Origin of the sequence: Photorhabdus kayaii, from assembly GCF_025384895.1 — a bacterium.
Taxonomy (GTDB): Bacteria; Pseudomonadota; Gammaproteobacteria; order Enterobacterales; family Enterobacteriaceae; genus Photorhabdus; species Photorhabdus kayaii.
This window is the reverse complement of the sequence record NZ_JAJAFZ010000010.1, coordinates 28,987-45,855: the sequence shown is the minus strand read 5'-3', so window position 1 is coordinate 45,855 and position 16,869 is coordinate 28,987. Positions and strand designations below refer to the sequence as shown.

The window sequence follows — 16,869 nt, the reverse complement described above, 5'->3', positions numbered from 1 at the left end:
TAATGACGGTTATAAAACGGGGGGTTACACCTTATTTGGCTTATTTGGGTATAGATGCCAGTGCTCCTCTGAGCCGAGATGGTTTTCCCAAAGGGATTGATAAAGTGAACAACGTCCTAACAATTCGTTGTGAGTTCCACTATCACAAAGGGTTCCATGATCCATCACCAATATCTGGTCAGCGCGGGTTATCGTGCTCAGCCGATGAGCGATAACAAAAACCGTTTTATTCTGGGTAAGAGAATCAAACGCCTGTTGTATCAACTGTTCGTTTTCGGGATCGAGAGAAGCCGTCGCTTCGTCGAGGAATAAAACCGGAGATTGCTTTAAGATGGCACGGGCAATGGCAAGGCGCTGACGCTCGCCACCAGACAGCGTACCGCCATCCACCCCTAGCGGTGTATCGTACCCTTGCGGTAATGCCATAATCGTATCGTGAATATTGGCAAGGCGAGCAGCCTGCTCCAGTTCTAACTGGGTTGCACCGGGATCACCCAACCGGAGATTGTTAGCGACGGTATCCTGAAATAGTGCGGTTTCCTGAAATACCATAGTAACGGTGTCATACAGTGCCTGGGTTTGGTAATGATGAATATTATTCCCCCCCAGACGGATTTCTCCCTTATCCAGTTGATAGAAAGAGAGCAGCAGATAAGCCAGTGTGGATTTCCCACTGCCACTGAGCCCGACAATAGCGGTCATACTGCCTTGCGGCGCATAAAATGACACATTTTGGATAGCGGGTTGATTCGTACCTGGATAGCTAAATGAGATGTTATTAACTTCAACATCATATTTGTCTGGCGCGGCTAGTGGCCCGGAAGCTTGCGTTGCAACGGCTTCTATCTCTGCAATATGGGTTTCACCTACTTGCGTTAAGGCCGTAATATTGAGTAAGGGGATGATCCCACGTAGAGGGGTAATCGTGGCAAACAACAACAGAATCGTGATAAGTATTTCTGAGAGTGTTAATGCTTCTGGTGAATTAAAGCGCAGAGCGCCAGCCAGAATGCCAACGACCACGCTGGTATCAATGATGATGTAAAACAGGCTCAGTAGCGGAATACTTCTGAATACCCCGCGGCGGAATGCGACACGTAATTGGTCGATTTCGCGGTCAAAACGCTGTTCTACCGTCGTGGTCGCTGCCGCAGCACGAATAAAGGACATACCTTGGGCGTACTCGACGATAGCTTCGGATACATCAGCCATCATAGTGGCACGCAAGCGCAATATTTCATCCAGTTTTTTACGGATAGCCCCCAAGATGAACATCCCAACCATCAGCACTAATAATGCACTACCGGCAACCACCCAATCGAACCAGAATAAAGCCAGGTAGATGAGAGTCAGCATCATCACCTGACAAGCGATTTGCGGTGTGGTATAGGCTGACTGATTTTCCTGCCATTGCACATCTTCAGATAACGTCAACGCTATTTTTCCAGCACTCAATCCCCGAATAGTGGCGACAGACATACTGACAAGGCGTTGTAGCAGAGAGCGACGAATTTCTATGCCTAAACCATAGGCGGCAATGGTGAGTTTACATAATGCGCGAGCCATAAAAGTAAATCGCAGCAACAGTAAAATAACCAGTAATCCCAAAGTGATAAGCGGCAACATAGGATTGTCACTTTCCCCTAGATGGGTAATAGCCCAAGCAGCAATAGCAAGTTGAGCCATAATCGCAACGGTATCAAACTGTTTATATAACAACCCCTTAAACCAAACTCTTTGCTGTTTTGGTGATAGATGTTGCTGGAGACGATTAAATAGCCCCATGATAATTTGCTCCTGTCCCGGTTTTTTCTCCCCGCCAAGCAGCCCACTGTCTGGCGTATGCACCTTGCTGCGCGACCAGTTCTTCATGGGTTCCTTGTTCGATAATCTGTCCTTTATCTAAAACCATTATTTGATCAAGATGACGGATAGTCGGTAGACGATGGGCAATGACAATCACTGTCTTATTACGGCATAGAGCATTGAGCGCTTGTTGCATCTCTTTTTCACATTCTGGATCGGCATAGGCTGTAGCTTCGTCCAATACAAGGATTGGGACATTTTTCAGAATAGCGGCGGCAACGGCAATACGCTGTTTTTCACCTACCGATAAACTCACGCCACCGTTCAGTACGGTGTCGTAGCCTTGCGGTAATTGCTGAATAAATTGATGTGCTTGCGCTGCGATAGCAGCCGTTTCAACTTCGGCCTGTGAGGCATTAGGACGGGCTAATCGTATGTTATTAGCCACCGTATCGTTGAACAGAAACACACGCTGGAAAACAAAAGAGACGTTATTGCGTAGCGTCGGTTCATCCATATTACGGATATCAACACCGCCAATAGTAACCTGACCATGCTGAGGGTCCCAAAGACGTGCGATAAGACTCGCTACAGTAGATTTACCCGAACCACTGGCACCGACTAAAGCTAATGAACTGCCCGCCGGTATAGAAAATGAAATGTGATTTAATGCATTCTCCTGATTATCCTGGTAGGAGAAACTGACATTGTGCAGAGCGACGCTGTGATCGGCTGGTGTTTGGCTTTGGGTACAAGGCGCCAGTTCAGGTTGATTCATTAACCAACGATAGCGTGTGATCAACGCCTCTTGCTGTTGCAAACGTGTCATCACAGCGAACATAGATGAGGCAATATTGCCGAATGCCATTGCCGCCAAAATAAAGAAAGTGAATTCGAATAAAGTGATCTCTTGTCGGTTCCATAACCAGACCGCCAAAGGGAGGACAAACAGCAGGTTAGCACTGGATAACACGAAAAACCGGCTAGATTTGACCTGCACTTTCTCAACCCAAACATCAATAATCCGAGTCAGGGCAGTAAACGCTTTCTCAGCGCGTTGCAACGCAACCTTGCCGCCTGAATAGGTTTTGACCACAGGAATCGCATTAATAACTTCACCCATTGTTGAAGCAATACGGTTTTGGGCGGCATAAAAACGCTGAGTTGTCGCTTGAACTTTTATCTGAATATAGACGAATAACAGGCAGGCACCCAAAGTTGGCGCGAAGGCTGCGAAGGCTAACCGCCAATCAATGGCTAACATGACACTCAATGCAATCAATGGACCGAATAAGGTAGCAGACATCTCTGGAATGATATGGGCAATGCCATCTTCAAGCTGTTCGACGTCATCTAGCATCATCTTTTTTATTTCAGTGCTGTCGGTCAGCATGAAAAAGCCCAAAGGGACAGACTTCAACTTACTGCTGATATTGCGGCGAACATCAGCTTGCACATCGGCAGCGATCAAATGAGCAAAAAACGTTGAACCACTAAAGGCCAACATAGCGGCAAATGTAAATCCCAATAACATAGCGCCATAATTCAATAGCGTATCATATTGCCCGTCATAGATAGATTGGGTGATGAGCCCGGCAACCGCCGCTGGCAACATTTGCAGGCCGGCGGAAAGAATGGCAAGTGCAATAGCAACGTAACTCAACGTGCGGTATGGGCGCATCAAATACCATAACTCTTTAATAACGCCGGCATCAGCCGCACGCTGCTCTGGCGAACTCTGAACAGAAGTATCATGATTACGCATTCACGCTCTCCTTGTGGAAATTATGGAATTTACGCAATGTCCAGAACAAGGCAATGAAGGTGAAGAGAAGTGCGAGAACGAAAAGGGCAGAATAGCCTGCTTTAGTAACAATCAATCCACCCAACACTGAACAGATAATTGCAATACCCATATCTGCGGATTGCATCAACGCAAAATCCACACCGGACTGAGCACCCGCAGCGAGCGACATCATCTGGGTATACAGCGCAACAAATTTGGCGGCGGTGATTAAGGTGATGAAGACATATGCGGCTGAAAGCAGGGATAACGGCGCTTCTGGTTGCCGGGCAAGCCAGAAGATACAGGCTAATACGATAGATTCAAGCAGCATGACAGACAGTAAAGTCTGGATAGCACCGAATTTACGTACAATGATGCCACCAAGCAGAACACCAGATAATCCAGCTAATGCACCACCACTGGCGGCAATGATACCAAGTTGAGTTAAATCCACACCGCGATCGATCAAAAACGGCGAAAGCATACCAAGTGAAAGGCGCGTACCGATCATACACAGCAATATCAAAACCAGTGCTTGTCTAACCGGTGCCCGACGGAGTGCATTTTTGAGAGAAGGGGCAACCGGGGCTTTTAAAACCGTTGGTGCTTTTTCTACCTGTGTTTCCCGTAAAAATAGGGCAGGCAGTGACATCAATAGAATCACTATGGCTAACACCCCGGCGCCAATGTGCCAACCATACAGCGAAACAAGGTATAGAAACAGACCGCTGCCGATGATAGAACCCAAATAACCGCCGCCAACTTGCATAACATTGCACCAAGGGCGATGTTTTGGTGATAACCGGTCAATAGCGTGGCCATCGGTGGTGGTATCCACCACGGTCAAACAAATGGTGATCAGAAACAGACCGACGATAATCAGCGGCATATGTTCGGCAGGTTTTGCCAGTGACATTGAACAAAAAAGCAAGGTAATTAACAGATTACCGCAAATCATGATACGACGGGGGTTTGTATCCCCCGAACCAGATTTACGATAGCGCTCTATAATAGGCGCCCAAAGGAATTTGAATGCCCAAGGCAGCATCAACAAGTAGAGCAAGCCGATTTTATCCGGGGTTACGCCGTGGCTACGCAAAAACGCTGGCATACTTTGTAACGTTAACATGCCGATAGTACTTTGGAGGGTGTAAACCCCCGCCAAAGTCAACAATAGTAACGATATATGGCGGGGATGGGAGATATTATGCGTCATAGTGAGACACTCACATCCAGCCCAACATTCAAGCCCTTATTGATCATACTGAGCGTATTTGGCCCCACGGTGAAACTGGAGACACGATACTTTTTATCACCCAGATTTTCGCCATAGAGTTTTACATTAACCCCATGTGCCATTTCTAAACTTAATGAAGCGTCATAGAGGGTGTATCCTCCCTGTTCAAGGGTATTCGCTTCATTAAAGTAGCTTTTTGAATAGTAGCGGGCACCGGCATTTAAATAGAGGTTACCGGGTAACAACGTTTGATCAATCAAGTAGTCAAAACTTGCATTGAGCATGACATCTGGCGCATAAGGCAGGCGTTTATCGTTATAACTTATGCCATTCTCTATATCGGTTGCATCAGTGAAGTTTGATTTGCCTACACTTCCCCCGAGAGAAAATTTCAGCCCTTTCATTGGCTTAATTTGGCTACTCAACTCAATGCCTTTGCTCTCTGCTTTACCCACATTGCGTATAAACTGTGCACCGATCGGACCAACATAAATTTGTTTATCTTTCGAACGAATGTAGTAAACAGCGCTGTCTAATGTCACTACGTTATCAAAGAACGAGGTATGCCAGCCAAATTCATAATTATCTGAGGTTTCGGTATCGTAGGGTTTTCTATCATTGGTGGAGTAAACAATGTTATTGAATCCACCGGGTTTGTATCCTTTCGTAGCAGAGAGATAGAAACGGGTATCTGGCGTCAATTGCCAACCCAATGCGGCTTTAGGCGTAAACTCATTGCTGGAAACTTGGTTATCAAAAGCTTCAATTGCTGCCATGCCAGAACGACCCGCATAGTCTATCTGCGATTTTTCATGGGACAAACGGCCACCCAGGGTCAGATCCCACTGAGAAGCAAAGGGCAATTTCACTTCACCAAACAGTGCCAGCGATTTTCCTTTTATTGTGTTAGCCGCATTACCATAATAACCGGGGTAACCACTGGTATGATGTTTATTCTTTTCATCTGAAAACCAACCGCCGAGAACGCTGGTAATTCCATTTGAGAAATTGGAGTTCAAACGCAGCTCTTGCGTGGTGGCATGGTGTTTCTCTTTCCATTTACCACCAATGAAATCACGGTAAATATCGCGATCCTGATAAGAAGTCACACTGGTTAATACACTGTCGCCAAAATCATATTCAGCCTTGAATGCATAACTGTTAACCCGACGGGTTAAATCAGGGATAGGGCCATCATATTCTTTCCGACGAAATTGTTCGTCGTTTAGATAGACTTCTTCATGGGAATCGAGATCTTCATGAGCAAAGCTAAGTTCAGCACTGAACGAAGAATCTTCTGGTGCAAATGTCAGTTGCCCTCGACCAAGCCAGGTTTTGCTGGAATCAATATTTTTATCGCCACGATTTGGTGCATCAATTTGCCCAGGCTCTTTTACCCAACGCAGGCTGGTACTACCATAAAGGAGATCTTCAATAAGCGGTATTGATCCGCTGAAAGAACCACCTTGTTTCAGCTTGGAGTAATTACCGGAAAGGTTAAGCCAAGGGCCTTCTTGCGGTGAACGAGTGATGATATTAATAACACCCGCTTGTGCATTTCCGCCATATAAAGTCCCTTGCGGACCGCGTAATAGTTCTACACGTTCCACGTTGATTAATTCTTGTGTTAGGAATTGGTGATCTTGAGGAACGCCATCGACATAAATTCGAACAGAAGGCGAATAGAAATCCGGTGAACTAATACCGCGAATGGTGGTTGCTGAATAGGTTCTATTACCTCGTGAGCGGATTTGTAAACCAGGGAAAGCGCGCTCAAGATCTTGTACTTGAGTGATACCGGCCTGTACAAGTTCTTCGCCTGTTTTAACTAGAACGCTGCCATCCACTTTATTTAACGCCTCTTCCCGTTTATTGGCCGTCACAATCAAAGCATCTTCTGTCGCGCCAGACGAATGTTCCGCCCATACTACAGGCGAAATTAAACAACATAAAACAGACGCCTTAGCGTATTTTTTTCTCATATAAATAACTCGTTATGCACTGTTTAAATCATGTTTTACAAAAATTAGGTATGGTAAAACAAAAAACATAACGGGAGACTATCGATAGTATTCCATCAGGGCTAACGGAATAGGGACAAAAGTAGCGCATTACGTACTATTGATAATGATTCTTATTAATGATAAATTGCGTGATATTCACAATCCAATATATATATATACAGTAAAAATATAATGGCTATGATATGTAAGTAAAAACTACTATTTTAAGTACGGAAATAATTTTTAACTGGTGTCTGATGCTAATTTTACAGGGGATCTCATGAAGACAATCTATAGCAAAAAATTAGAAGTTTTCACGGCTGACCATTGCAATTGCGTACATTCACATGCAGATAAAAAGAATACAAATACTCCCTTATTGATTGAGGAATTATCTGACGGAATTCACATAAATCGGCTATGCTTTGAACTCAACAAAGATGTCACAGAATATTGTGAAGGACCGCCAACGGTGTCAATCGCGTTTATTTTAAACGGGAGAGGAAAAATGGCGATTGAAAATGGTGATGACTTAGATATTCATCCGGGAATGATGATATTTTTCTATTCACCGAAAATGACGCGAGGCATGAACTTCTTTAGCTGCGGATCATGGCATATACTCGACATTCGTTTTTCATTGAACGAAATTGCAGCTCAGGAATTGCCACCTTTTACTCAATTAGCAGCAGGTTTTGAAAAGAACGCCAGCTACAGTGATGTATTGATGATGGCATGTCCTATCTACCCACCATTTATGCAAATAGTGAACCAAATAGAAGAGTGCCAATTAAGTGGCAATGTAAGAAAGGTTTATTTAAAGGCAAAAGCGTTAGAAATACTCGCTTGTGTGGCGTCTCAAGTTTATGATTGTCAATATAATATGGTCAGCGGGTTACAACGCCGCGCCGTTTATAATGCAATAAAAATAATTAACAGTGATTATCATTACCCTTGGACAATAAAATCATTATCAAGAGCGGTTGGTTTAAATGAACGGAAATTAAAAGAGGGATTTCGTGCGGTTGTTTTTCGCACTTTCCATCAATATCTGGAAAATGTCCGCATGACGACCGCAGAAGATTTATTGAAAAAAGGCATGAGTGTCATTGATGTTTCTACCGCTGTGGGTTACTCCAGTCCAAGCCATTTTTCTAAACGCTTCCGGCAACATTATTTGATCAACCCTAAAGCATGGCAGGCGAAATATGCCGTTGGTCACACTTTATTAACAGAAAATATCGTGGTCGGAAAATAAATGAAAATCTCTGTTTTGCAATGCTGACTATTCAGTTAATTCTAAAAAATATGGCCATTTTGACATAGCCCCTTCATGAATAGGGGTATCGCATGATTTATACCCGTCATCTTTCAAGTTGCCTCTTTGTTGGCTGCACTCGCTCACCCCGGTCACATAGTTCACTATGCTCCCGGGGATTCACTCCCTTGCCGCCGCGATCCATCTTGAAATCCATTGGGTATATATGTTATGCCAGTATTATGTTATCTACCGATAAGCTATCCATGCTGACGCCAACCAGAGTGACTGAGTTTTGCCCGAAGGTAAACACCAGATCATTGTCCACCATAGAAGCATGATCCAGATAATGACTTTTATCACTACTGCCTTCGGTACCCAAAAACACCAGTTTATCCGTCTTGTTGTAACCATAGATGATGTCTTGTCCAAAATCACCGCTGAACAGGAAAGTATTGTTATTACCCTGACTTTTCAGAACATCATTACCTTCACCACCGACGAAGACATTATTGTTGCCGAAACCGATCAACGTATCATCGCCATCCAGACCGAACAACCAGCTACCGGAGGTTTTAGACGTCAGAGTATCATTCCCATCGTTGCCTGTGACTGAATTGGCGTATTTCGTCAATCCATTGCTAGAATACAAACCATCGGCCCTGACTTGAGAATCCACCTGTTTAGTCAGAAACAGCCAGGTACTTTCCTTACTTCTTATAGCCGAGATATCCGTAGCAATGGTGATGCCGCCTTGTGCATCACGCATATACAATGTACCTGCCTGGTCATAAGCTATTTCTGCATTTTTTAGTGACTTCTGTAAATCAAAGGTATTATGGCCTTTCCCGCCGGCAACAATGTTAAATCCGCCATCATCACGGAAGATATCATTGCCGTCGCGTCCTTCCAGATAATCGTTTCCTTTACCACCTTTAATTAGGTCGTTGCCGTCGGTACCGATAATAAAAGTACTACCAGTGTGTTTCTCAGCATTCCGGTTCAAATCCTGCACCCAAGTATTTTCACGGGTGACGTTGGAAAGATTACTGACAACAATAGTAGAGTCTTTATGAGTCAGATCGTAGAACGTTGACTCCATAATACGTTGCATGCCGCTCTGGTAAAATGGCGTCACATGCGAAACCCAGGTTGACGCATTAGCAATGGAGAAGGGCAACACATTCCACCAGTTTGATGCATAGTGATCGTTAAAATTAACAATATTATTTGTCGCAGAATCCCTTGGTGTATCGTGAACTCCCGCAGATGATGAATCAATACTAGTGCCGTTTAATACGCGGAATACGGGATCATTCTCGTATCCCACGTTCAGCACTTTATTACCTTTCTCATACTGTGATGGCGAAGCGAAAGAGATATAGTTCGACTGGGAGTAGAATCCCCCCCATTTCGTATCGCTAGACTCCGCCATACTATTCACAGCTAACCCACCCAAACTATGGCCGCTGACCACAACGTCACTGCCCGTCAAACCGTGAGCTTTGGCATAATTAGCTACATGGTCCAACAGCCGACCGAAAGCGTTTGGCGTGTAGTCATTCGAATAGTCTTTCTTACCTAAAGCGACCAACATATTATTCATAATGTCGCCAAATGTATCGGTAATAATTGACTCTCGGGGACCACTCGTACCGCGAAACGCAATGCCGATAGAAATCAAATTACCATCAGCATCATATTTTCCCATTACCTCTGCCTGAGCAGTGGAATGACTTGATTTTTCGCCGAAAAAAGTACCGCGGGCATCAGTTTTTCCCTGATAACCTAACTCATCAGCACTGATAGTAAACCATCCTGCGTCATTGAGTTTATCTTGTGCCTGTTTTTCTGCGTCCGGATTCCAAGGCAATTTAGGTGTGATGCCCTGCGATGTTGTGCTACCGAGAATTGCAGTCAACAACGTTAATGGCATCCCTAAACCAAAACCATAGTTGTAATACCCCTCGGCAAATCCGCTGCCCAGATTATGATAAGCATACCCGGCGATAGTTTTTGCGTCGGAAAATAACTCTTTGGAAGTAGTGTCATCAAAGTCTTTGTACTGAAAAACACCCATGATGCATATCCTTATTAAGTTAATATAAAGTTAAAAAAGTGTTCTAAAAATATTAACCAGCTAGGTAAGTATAGATTGATGGAGATAATTTAAAGAGTAATTATCTAAAAATTTATAAATTAGTGAGCCATCATGAAAATTTAATATTTTTACAAATTTCAAATTGAAAAAATTAAGTTTATATGCTAAAGGATCGCGCAGGTGAGAATAAACACACTGACATATTTATTATCATCGTTGATAGTTTCATAAAGTGACTAAATTGATGAAGAGCTATAGTCCACAACATTATAAAGAGAGATTGGTTAATTCCATTTCATACATACAAAATAAGTATGGGTATGTAAATTAAGAGAAAAAACTTTCATCACTGATTCACTTAATTGGTTAGAAAAAGAAAATTAAAACCCGTTATTCTCTATAAATACCTTATTGATTAGAATAGATGTTTAATATAATTCCTTTAATAAGAAACTCACAAATACAATATATTGACTTTTTATTTAACAACGAACTTTATAATTACCATCGCATTAAATTAAAGATTATTTAACATTATATCGCAGATTAAACACAGTACTTATAATGATAAAAATCGCCATAATAAAATTTTATTAAAAATAGTGCGACATTAATTTTTTCTCTCTATAATGCGTTTTTTTATTATCTATATTACGAGTTACGAGAACCAAATATGAAACATTCCCTGTTGCGGCGTTCGTTGTTATTAGCCGGTATCACCATTCCATTGGTCAACTTTGCTTTTCCGGCATGGGCTGGCAGCGGCCAGAGCAAGAGGACGTGAAGGCGGACGTTCTTTTAAACTCACAAAATCTCAGGTTCGCTTGGCACAAGCTTCCATGAAGAGTAGAGATTGTAGCGTATCTGAATTATGTGAAGAGCTTGGGATTAGCAGACAGACTCTTTATAAGTATGTAGGGCCAGATGGGGAACTCAGGGAACAATAGACGACCAAATCGATATTCTCACTCTGAAAGCGACTGGCGATTTGCGATAAGTAATCCACTGAACGCGCGAGTCTGTCTAACTTTGTCACGATTAACGTATCTGATGTGGCACACAATAAAGGGGCAGAAAATGCCCCTTTATTGTGTCAGATATATTTGACGATAAGGAAATATGGCGTATACTTTAATTATCGAAGTATAAGGGGCAAAGGAATGATAACTGTATTAAGTACAGAAACATTTGATAACTGGATTGATGCCCTGAAAGACATCAGGGTAAAAACAAAGATTCAGGCACGAATTCGCAGACTGAAAAACGGTAATTCTGGCGATATAGAGCCAGTAGGGGAAGGGTTTTCAGAAATGCGGATTCATGAAGGTAAAGGCTACAGGGTTTATCTAAAAAATCACGGAAAAGTAATCGTTGTTTTGTTGTGTGGGGGAGATAAAAGTACACAGCAAAAAGATATAGCCAGAGCAAAAGCCATTTACAAAGAGATTGAGGGGGAGCTATGAAACTGAAAGAATATGATATTGCAGAACACTTAAACAGTGAAGAAGAAATGCAAATGTATCTTAATGAAATTATGGAAGATGGTGATCCGGCATTGGTACTGTCTGCGCTGGGTGATATTGCCAGAGCCAGAAACATGAGCCAGCTTTCAAGAGAGGTCGGTATGTCCAGAGAAGGGCTATATCATGCTCTTTCAGGAAAAGGTAATCCAACATTCAGCGCTATGATGAAAATAACAAAAGCGTTAGGGCTGAAACTTCACTTCACAGGGGCTTAATTGATCTGCCCCCCAAAAGTTGGACGCTATACTTCAACTTTTGGGGCTCTTTAGCCAACGGGTAAGTTCCCCGGTCTTAAACCCTTTCACAACGCTGAAACGCATGAACATAGGGTGGCCCTTTTCATTCATTGAAACCGCCGCAACGAAAGGGCATTTCCCTTTTGCCCCTCGCCCCAGTATGGCTGTGGCTCAGCGGTGTGCCCGGTTGCATGTTCCAGCTCCATGCTCAGAGCGTGATGCACTTATTGAAAATAAAATCAAAACAAAATAATATTTATTCTAATCATTGTCATCTATTTTTATCCTGTTTTTACTTCCATTATTTTATTAGGATAGAAAAATTTTCATATTTTAACTTTATTATTTTATAGGTTTTATTTTCAGAGAAATAGACAGGTAATAACTCACGAAAATTAATCCGCTTACTCCCCATTTATATAAAAATAATTAACCATGTAAGTTATAAAAACAGTCCATTATTATTTTTTTGAACTAGACTATGATTGGCGCAAATGGATAGAGTTATCTATACGATAATTTAATACATTGATTACATAAGAAAACAATTTAATTAAAGAGGGGAATATGAGCCAAAAAAATGATTTTAAAGCTTTTTCCATTAGTAATAATGCTAATGTAGTGAGTCAAGAAAAATATGAAGAAAATCAGAGTTTACAGGTGGGGTTTCCGCCAGATAATATTTCTACTCACGTATTAAATAAGGCGTTACGCCAATCATCAACAATAGCTACTGTTATCGCTAACTTTATTGCAACACAATCTGGCGATGATGTTTTGGATGATGGTGATATCGCTAAACTCACCTCAAAATTAAATCAAGCGTTAAAACAAAAAGTCACAGCAGAAATTCCTGATGCCTCATTGACACAAAAAGGCGTTGTCCAACTGACCAATGAAATTGGCAACAATGACACACTGGCAGTGACACAAAAGCTGGTGCAGGAAATCATCAATTCATTGCGTGGAAATATTGATGGTAAAGTCTCCAATAGCCGGAAAATAAATGGTAAGGCGTTGATTGAGGATATTAATCTGAATGCGAGTGATGTAGGGGCATATACTCAAACAGAAGTTTACACCCGAGCAGAAGTGGACAGATTGATTAAGACAACCAGTGAAATTCCTGTTGGTGCTCCTATTCCTTGGCCGTTAGCGCATCCACCTATAGGCTATTTCACTTGTAATGGTTCAACTTTTAATAAATTACAGTACCCAAAGTTAGCAGAAGCTTATCCTAATGGTAGATTGCCCGATTTAAGAGGCGAGTTTATTCGTGGCTGGGATGATGGTAGAGGGGTAGATCCCGGTAGAATACTTCTAACAAACCAGAGTGATGCACTACAAGATTTAAAAGGCTCATTTAAAGGAGATGGTGAAATAGCAGTCACCACTGAAGGTGTTTTTGCTAATGGCGGCGCTGTAAGTGGTAAATATGGAGCCCAGAACGATAACGTTAGTTATAAAACCCTATTTGATGCGTCACGAGTAGCCAGAACGAGCCATGAAACCCGCCCTCGAAATATTGCATTCAACTACATCGTAAAGGCTGAATAATGATGACCTAAAAATAATCTTAGATATTGAAATTGCCATAGCCATAATTTGTTATGAAGAATATCAGCGTTTATCATGACATTTGGCTCTGGCAAAATCATTTTCACGGATAATAAAAGCTCATCAGATAAGATGAGCTTACTTGTGTTATTGATGAGCAAGTTCATCATCAGAACGAGGCGCTTCTCCACCTGTCCGGAATAGGATATCCCGGAATGCTTTCATATCAGCAGCTTTGTAAAGCGCTGTTTTTTAGTCAGCGCTTTTATCTAATAAAAATTCTTAAATTATTTCACATCCCTTCTAAAATTAACCACAGATTAAATCAAACTCTAACTCCACCTATATTTCAATTTTTCTGACTCGTCAGATTCTGATTATTAAAAACGGCGATATAAAAAATAAGACAAGTATGAAAATGCATTTTGACCATAATGCGCTTTATCGATTTTTCACCATAAATACAATTAGTTATAAAATAATATAAATTTCCTGATATTATATTTCATTCTAAGGCTATTGCATTAAGTTAATATCCATGAGAATTTATTCCCCGCCGAAATACGGTGGGTTTTGAATATCATTAAATGTGTCACAACATATTAACTTGCTATCAATAGCGTTAATTGATCTCTTCATCTATTTCTCATCTTATTCGGTTATTTACTGTCTATCTCATAATGCTTACTGAAATAGACCATTAATCAGGTTTGGTGCGGTTTAACGTAAGTTTGCACTTCCTGTCATATATAAAAGGTAAAAGGTGCCATGAATACTCAACGTAAGCTTGATAAAGTCAGACCGCCCCGAGTTCAGATTACTTATGATGTTGAATTAGGTGGCGCGGTCGAGAAAAAAGAATTGCCTTTGGTTATTGGCGTTATTGGGCAATTTGCTGAGCAATCTATTCCCATGCGTGAACGTCGTTTCATGCATGTTGATAAAGATAATTTTAATGCAGTGATGGAAGGTTTATCACCTTCATTGGAATTACAGGTTGAAAGCGCACTGCCGGGTCAGAGCGGATTTATTAATGTCGATTTGCAATTTAAATCAATGGCTGACTTTAACCCTGAGAATTTAGCGAAACAAATAGAACCGCTTCATCATTTGTTAGAGGTACGCAGCAAACTCAGTGATCTGAAAGGCCGTGCATTGAGCAATGAAAAATTGCGAGACCGTCTGACGGAAATTCTGGCTGAACATGTGGATAAATTACCGCCGGTAAATGAAGAAGCGGAAACCGCCGCCACAGAAAATACAGCAGATGACGTCACCCCGGAAAATAGCAATATCCCGGAAAATAACAATGCACAGTGAGGACAGTATGGAACAGAGCGTTGTTGAACAACAAGAATTGAAAACGACAGAAACCAGTGGTGATTTTCTTGATCAGATTATTGATAACACGCAGGCCATTCGTCGGGAAGCCGATCGTGATCGGGTAAAAAGCCAGCTCGACCAATTTCTGGCCGAAGTCACCTCCGGTTCACTGGTTATTTCTGGCGATTTGGTAAACAGCATTGAGGAACGCATCGCAGCGATTGATGCGCTGATGTCCGCTCAACTGAGTCTGGTCTTACATCACCCGGAATTTCAGCGTCTGGAATCTTCTTGGGTAGGGCTTAAAGGATTACTTGACCAAAGCGAAACGGATAATACTCAGATCCGCATGTTGAACGCGACGAAAACCGATTTGATTAAAGACTTTAAATCGGCATCGGATTTCGATCAGTCAATGCTGTTTAAAAATGTGTATGAATATGAATACGGTACCTTCGGTGGTGAACCTTATTCAGCGTTTGTCGGTGATTTTGACTTTGATAACAGCCCGGAAGATCTTTACTTACTGGAACAGATTTCTCATGTGGCAGCAGCAGCCCATGCGCCGTTTATCAGTTCAGTCAATGCGGGCATGTTAGGGTTGAATGATTTTGGTGAACTACCACGTCCACGTGATTTATCCAAACTGCTTGAAACATCTGACTATCTGCGCTGGAAACGCTTCCGGGAATCTGATGATTCTCGCTATGTCGGCCTGACGTTGCCGCGAGTGATTGGCCGTTTGCCTTACGGGGCAAAAACCATCCCGGTCGAACAATTCTGCTTCGAAGAGCAGGTAAAGGAAGGAAACAGCAACAGTTATCTGTGGATTAACGCCGCTTATGCACTGGCAGGACGTATGGTAGCTGCATTTGAACAGTATGGTTGGTGTGCGGCGATCCGCGGTGTGGAAGGTGGAGGATTGGTTGAGGCATTGCCAGCGTATCATTATACCTCTGTATCCGGGGAAAATGTGCTGCAATGCCCGACTGAGGTGGCTATTTCTGATCGCCGTGAAAAAGAGTTAGCAGAATTAGGGTTCATTCCTCTGGTTTATTATAAAGGAACTGACTATGCCGCATTTTTCTCGGTGCAGTCACCGAATAAGCCGAGAAAATATAATTCTGACCTAGCGAACGCTAACGCGAAATTATCGACCCAATTGCAATATATTATGACAACTTCTCGTTTTGCCCATTATCTGAAAATGATTGTACGTGACAAAGTGGGTAGTTTTATGTCTCGCGGAGAATGTCAATCTTATCTGCAAAACTGGATCAACCAATATATTGTTGGCTCTGATACCGTCGGCGCAGAAATTAAAGCGAGTCACCCATTACGGGAAGCAAGAGTTGATGTCGTTGAAGTCCCCGGCTCACCGGGAACATATCGGGCTGTGGCTTATTTAAGGCCGCATTTCCAATTAGAAGGATTAAGTATGTCTTTACGGTTGGTGGCTGATTTACCACCGTCATCGGCTGCCTGATTTTTCTATTTATTAATATTTATCCTATTTATTACAACTAACTGGAGTAGTTAATTATGAGTTCTTCAATTTTTTTACAAATTGATAGTATTAAAGGTGAGAGTACCGACAGCAAACATAAAGAGTGGATTGAACTGGAACATGTCAATTTTGGCGCATTCAACCATGCACGTATTGCAGACAGCGGTAAACGTAAAATTACCGTTGGCGCAGCGGATTTCCGCACCATTGATTGTGTGAAGGTGATGGATTCCAGCTCGATTAAATTACTGTCTGCCGTGGTGCAAGGTACCGCGATTAAGAAAGTGAAATTGGAAATCTGTACGATTTTCAAAGGCGAAATGCACCCTTACGCGGAAGTGGAAATGGATGAGTGTGTCATCTCCGATGTTCATGAAACGTGTTCACGTGGTGGTGAATTCCCACAAGAACAGATTTCTATCACCTATTCCAAAATTAAATGGACATTTACGCCACTCAAAGAAGATGGCACGAAAGGAGATAAGGTTGGGCCGGAAGGTTGGGATCTTATCGAGAATAAAAAACAGTAACA

The 16,869-nt window shown here is 42.3% G+C and carries 14 protein-coding genes and 2 pseudogenes; 8 read left to right on the top strand and 8 right to left on the bottom strand.

Going from position 1 to position 16,869, the window contains the following annotated elements; all coding sequences use genetic code 11:
• Positions 1–24: 24 nt before the first annotated feature.
• From LGZ98_RS06010 to LGZ98_RS05995, 4 genes are read right to left on the bottom strand one after another with little or no spacing between them, the layout of a single operon-like run.
• Positions 25–1,872: an ABC transporter ATP-binding protein gene (locus LGZ98_RS06010; RefSeq protein WP_229015629.1), complete on the bottom strand. Its 1,848-nt coding sequence runs from the start codon at positions 1,870–1,872 to the stop codon at positions 25–27.
• The gene (locus LGZ98_RS06005) at positions 1,772–3,571 is read right to left on the bottom strand and encodes an ABC transporter ATP-binding protein (RefSeq protein WP_229015628.1); all 1,800 of its coding nucleotides are present in this window, start codon (positions 3,569–3,571) and stop codon (positions 1,772–1,774) included. The genes LGZ98_RS06010 and LGZ98_RS06005 overlap by 101 nt, the downstream gene beginning before the upstream one ends.
• Positions 3,564–4,808, bottom strand: a complete 1,245-nt coding sequence (locus LGZ98_RS06000; RefSeq protein WP_113043375.1) for an MFS transporter — start codon at positions 4,806–4,808, stop codon at positions 3,564–3,566. The genes LGZ98_RS06005 and LGZ98_RS06000 overlap by 8 nt, the downstream gene beginning before the upstream one ends.
• The gene (locus LGZ98_RS05995) at positions 4,805–6,811 is read right to left on the bottom strand and encodes a TonB-dependent receptor (RefSeq protein ID WP_113043374.1); all 2,007 of its coding nucleotides are present in this window, start codon (positions 6,809–6,811) and stop codon (positions 4,805–4,807) included. The genes LGZ98_RS06000 and LGZ98_RS05995 overlap by 4 nt, the downstream gene beginning before the upstream one ends.
• Before the next feature lie 271 nt (positions 6,812–7,082).
• Here LGZ98_RS05995 and LGZ98_RS05990 point away from each other — a divergent pair, with 271 nt between their 5' ends.
• A complete protein-coding gene (locus LGZ98_RS05990) occupies positions 7,083–8,090 on the top strand; it encodes a helix-turn-helix transcriptional regulator (RefSeq protein WP_262977821.1) in 1,008 nt (335 codons plus the stop codon).
• 27 nt (positions 8,091–8,117) lie between these two features.
• Here LGZ98_RS05990 and LGZ98_RS05985 read toward each other — a convergent pair whose 3' ends face one another.
• Positions 8,118–8,246 (bottom strand): hypothetical protein, encoded by a 129-nt coding sequence (locus LGZ98_RS05985; protein WP_262405175.1) that lies wholly within the window; start codon positions 8,244–8,246, stop codon positions 8,118–8,120.
• A gap of 73 nt (positions 8,247–8,319) precedes the next feature.
• Entirely contained in the window at positions 8,320–10,170 is a 1,851-nt protein-coding gene (locus tag LGZ98_RS05980) for a polyurethane esterase (RefSeq protein ID WP_113043372.1), read from the bottom strand.
• A 694-nt stretch (positions 10,171–10,864) separates the two neighbouring features.
• Between LGZ98_RS05980 and LGZ98_RS05975 the strand changes: the two are divergent.
• Positions 10,865–10,954, top strand: a pseudogene (locus tag LGZ98_RS05975) (class A beta-lactamase); the annotation flags it as partial.
• Between the two features lie 141 nt (positions 10,955–11,095).
• Here the strand turns inward: LGZ98_RS05975 and LGZ98_RS05965 are convergent.
• Complete coding sequence (locus LGZ98_RS05965) at positions 11,096–11,197, bottom strand: hypothetical protein (protein ID WP_229015819.1); 102 nt, start codon at positions 11,195–11,197, stop codon at positions 11,096–11,098.
• A 154-nt stretch (positions 11,198–11,351) separates the two neighbouring features.
• Here LGZ98_RS05965 and LGZ98_RS05960 point away from each other — a divergent pair, with 154 nt between their 5' ends.
• Complete coding sequence (locus tag LGZ98_RS05960; protein ID WP_011146555.1) at positions 11,352–11,654, top strand: type II toxin-antitoxin system RelE/ParE family toxin; 303 nt, start codon at positions 11,352–11,354, stop codon at positions 11,652–11,654.
• Positions 11,651–11,929, top strand: coding sequence for an addiction module antidote protein (locus LGZ98_RS05955; protein WP_011146554.1), 279 nt, complete (start codon positions 11,651–11,653; stop codon positions 11,927–11,929). The genes LGZ98_RS05960 and LGZ98_RS05955 overlap by 4 nt, the downstream gene beginning before the upstream one ends.
• Positions 11,930–11,965: 36 nt before the next feature.
• Here the strand turns inward: LGZ98_RS05955 and LGZ98_RS05950 are convergent.
• Positions 11,966–12,106 (bottom strand): annotated as a pseudogene (locus tag LGZ98_RS05950) (IS1595 family transposase); the annotation flags it as partial.
• A gap of 411 nt (positions 12,107–12,517) precedes the next feature.
• Between LGZ98_RS05950 and LGZ98_RS05945 the strand changes: the two are divergent.
• From LGZ98_RS05945 to LGZ98_RS05930, 4 genes are all read left to right on the top strand, one after another.
• Complete coding sequence (locus LGZ98_RS05945; RefSeq protein ID WP_262977820.1) at positions 12,518–13,507, top strand: tail fiber protein; 990 nt, start codon at positions 12,518–12,520, stop codon at positions 13,505–13,507.
• 768 nt (positions 13,508–14,275) lie between these two features.
• A complete protein-coding gene (tssB, locus tag LGZ98_RS05940; RefSeq protein WP_113040532.1) occupies positions 14,276–14,827 on the top strand; it encodes a type VI secretion system contractile sheath small subunit in 552 nt (183 codons plus the stop codon).
• Between the two features lie 7 nt (positions 14,828–14,834).
• A complete protein-coding gene (tssC, locus tag LGZ98_RS05935) occupies positions 14,835–16,316 on the top strand; it encodes a type VI secretion system contractile sheath large subunit (RefSeq protein WP_113040776.1) in 1,482 nt (493 codons plus the stop codon).
• A gap of 56 nt (positions 16,317–16,372) precedes the next feature.
• Positions 16,373–16,867 (top strand): Hcp family type VI secretion system effector, encoded by a 495-nt coding sequence (locus LGZ98_RS05930; protein ID WP_113040533.1) that lies wholly within the window; start codon positions 16,373–16,375, stop codon positions 16,865–16,867.
• The last annotated feature ends 2 nt before the right edge of the window (positions 16,868–16,869 follow it).

Bases quoted from the DNA above. Each gene is read 5' to 3' on its own strand.
- tssC (WP_113040776.1), top strand. From the start codon at position 14,835: ATGGAACAGAGCGTTGTTGAACAACAAGAATTGAAAACGACAGAAACC.
- LGZ98_RS05980 (WP_113043372.1), bottom strand. From the start codon at position 10,170: ATGGGTGTTTTTCAGTACAAAGACTTTGATGACACTACTTCCAAAGAG.
- LGZ98_RS06010 (WP_229015629.1), bottom strand. From the start codon at position 1,872: ATGAAGAACTGGTCGCGCAGCAAGGTGCATACGCCAGACAGTGGGCTG.
- LGZ98_RS06000 (WP_113043375.1), bottom strand. From the start codon at position 4,808: ATGACGCATAATATCTCCCATCCCCGCCATATATCGTTACTATTGTTG.
- LGZ98_RS05960 (WP_011146555.1), top strand. From the start codon at position 11,352: ATGATAACTGTATTAAGTACAGAAACATTTGATAACTGGATTGATGCC.
- LGZ98_RS05945 (WP_262977820.1), top strand. From the start codon at position 12,518: ATGAGCCAAAAAAATGATTTTAAAGCTTTTTCCATTAGTAATAATGCT.
- LGZ98_RS05955 (WP_011146554.1), top strand. From the start codon at position 11,651: ATGAAACTGAAAGAATATGATATTGCAGAACACTTAAACAGTGAAGAA.
- tssB (WP_113040532.1), top strand. From the start codon at position 14,276: ATGAATACTCAACGTAAGCTTGATAAAGTCAGACCGCCCCGAGTTCAG.
- LGZ98_RS05930 (WP_113040533.1), top strand. From the start codon at position 16,373: ATGAGTTCTTCAATTTTTTTACAAATTGATAGTATTAAAGGTGAGAGT.
- LGZ98_RS05995 (WP_113043374.1), bottom strand. From the start codon at position 6,811: ATGAGAAAAAAATACGCTAAGGCGTCTGTTTTATGTTGTTTAATTTCG.
- LGZ98_RS06005 (WP_229015628.1), bottom strand. From the start codon at position 3,571: ATGCGTAATCATGATACTTCTGTTCAGAGTTCGCCAGAGCAGCGTGCG.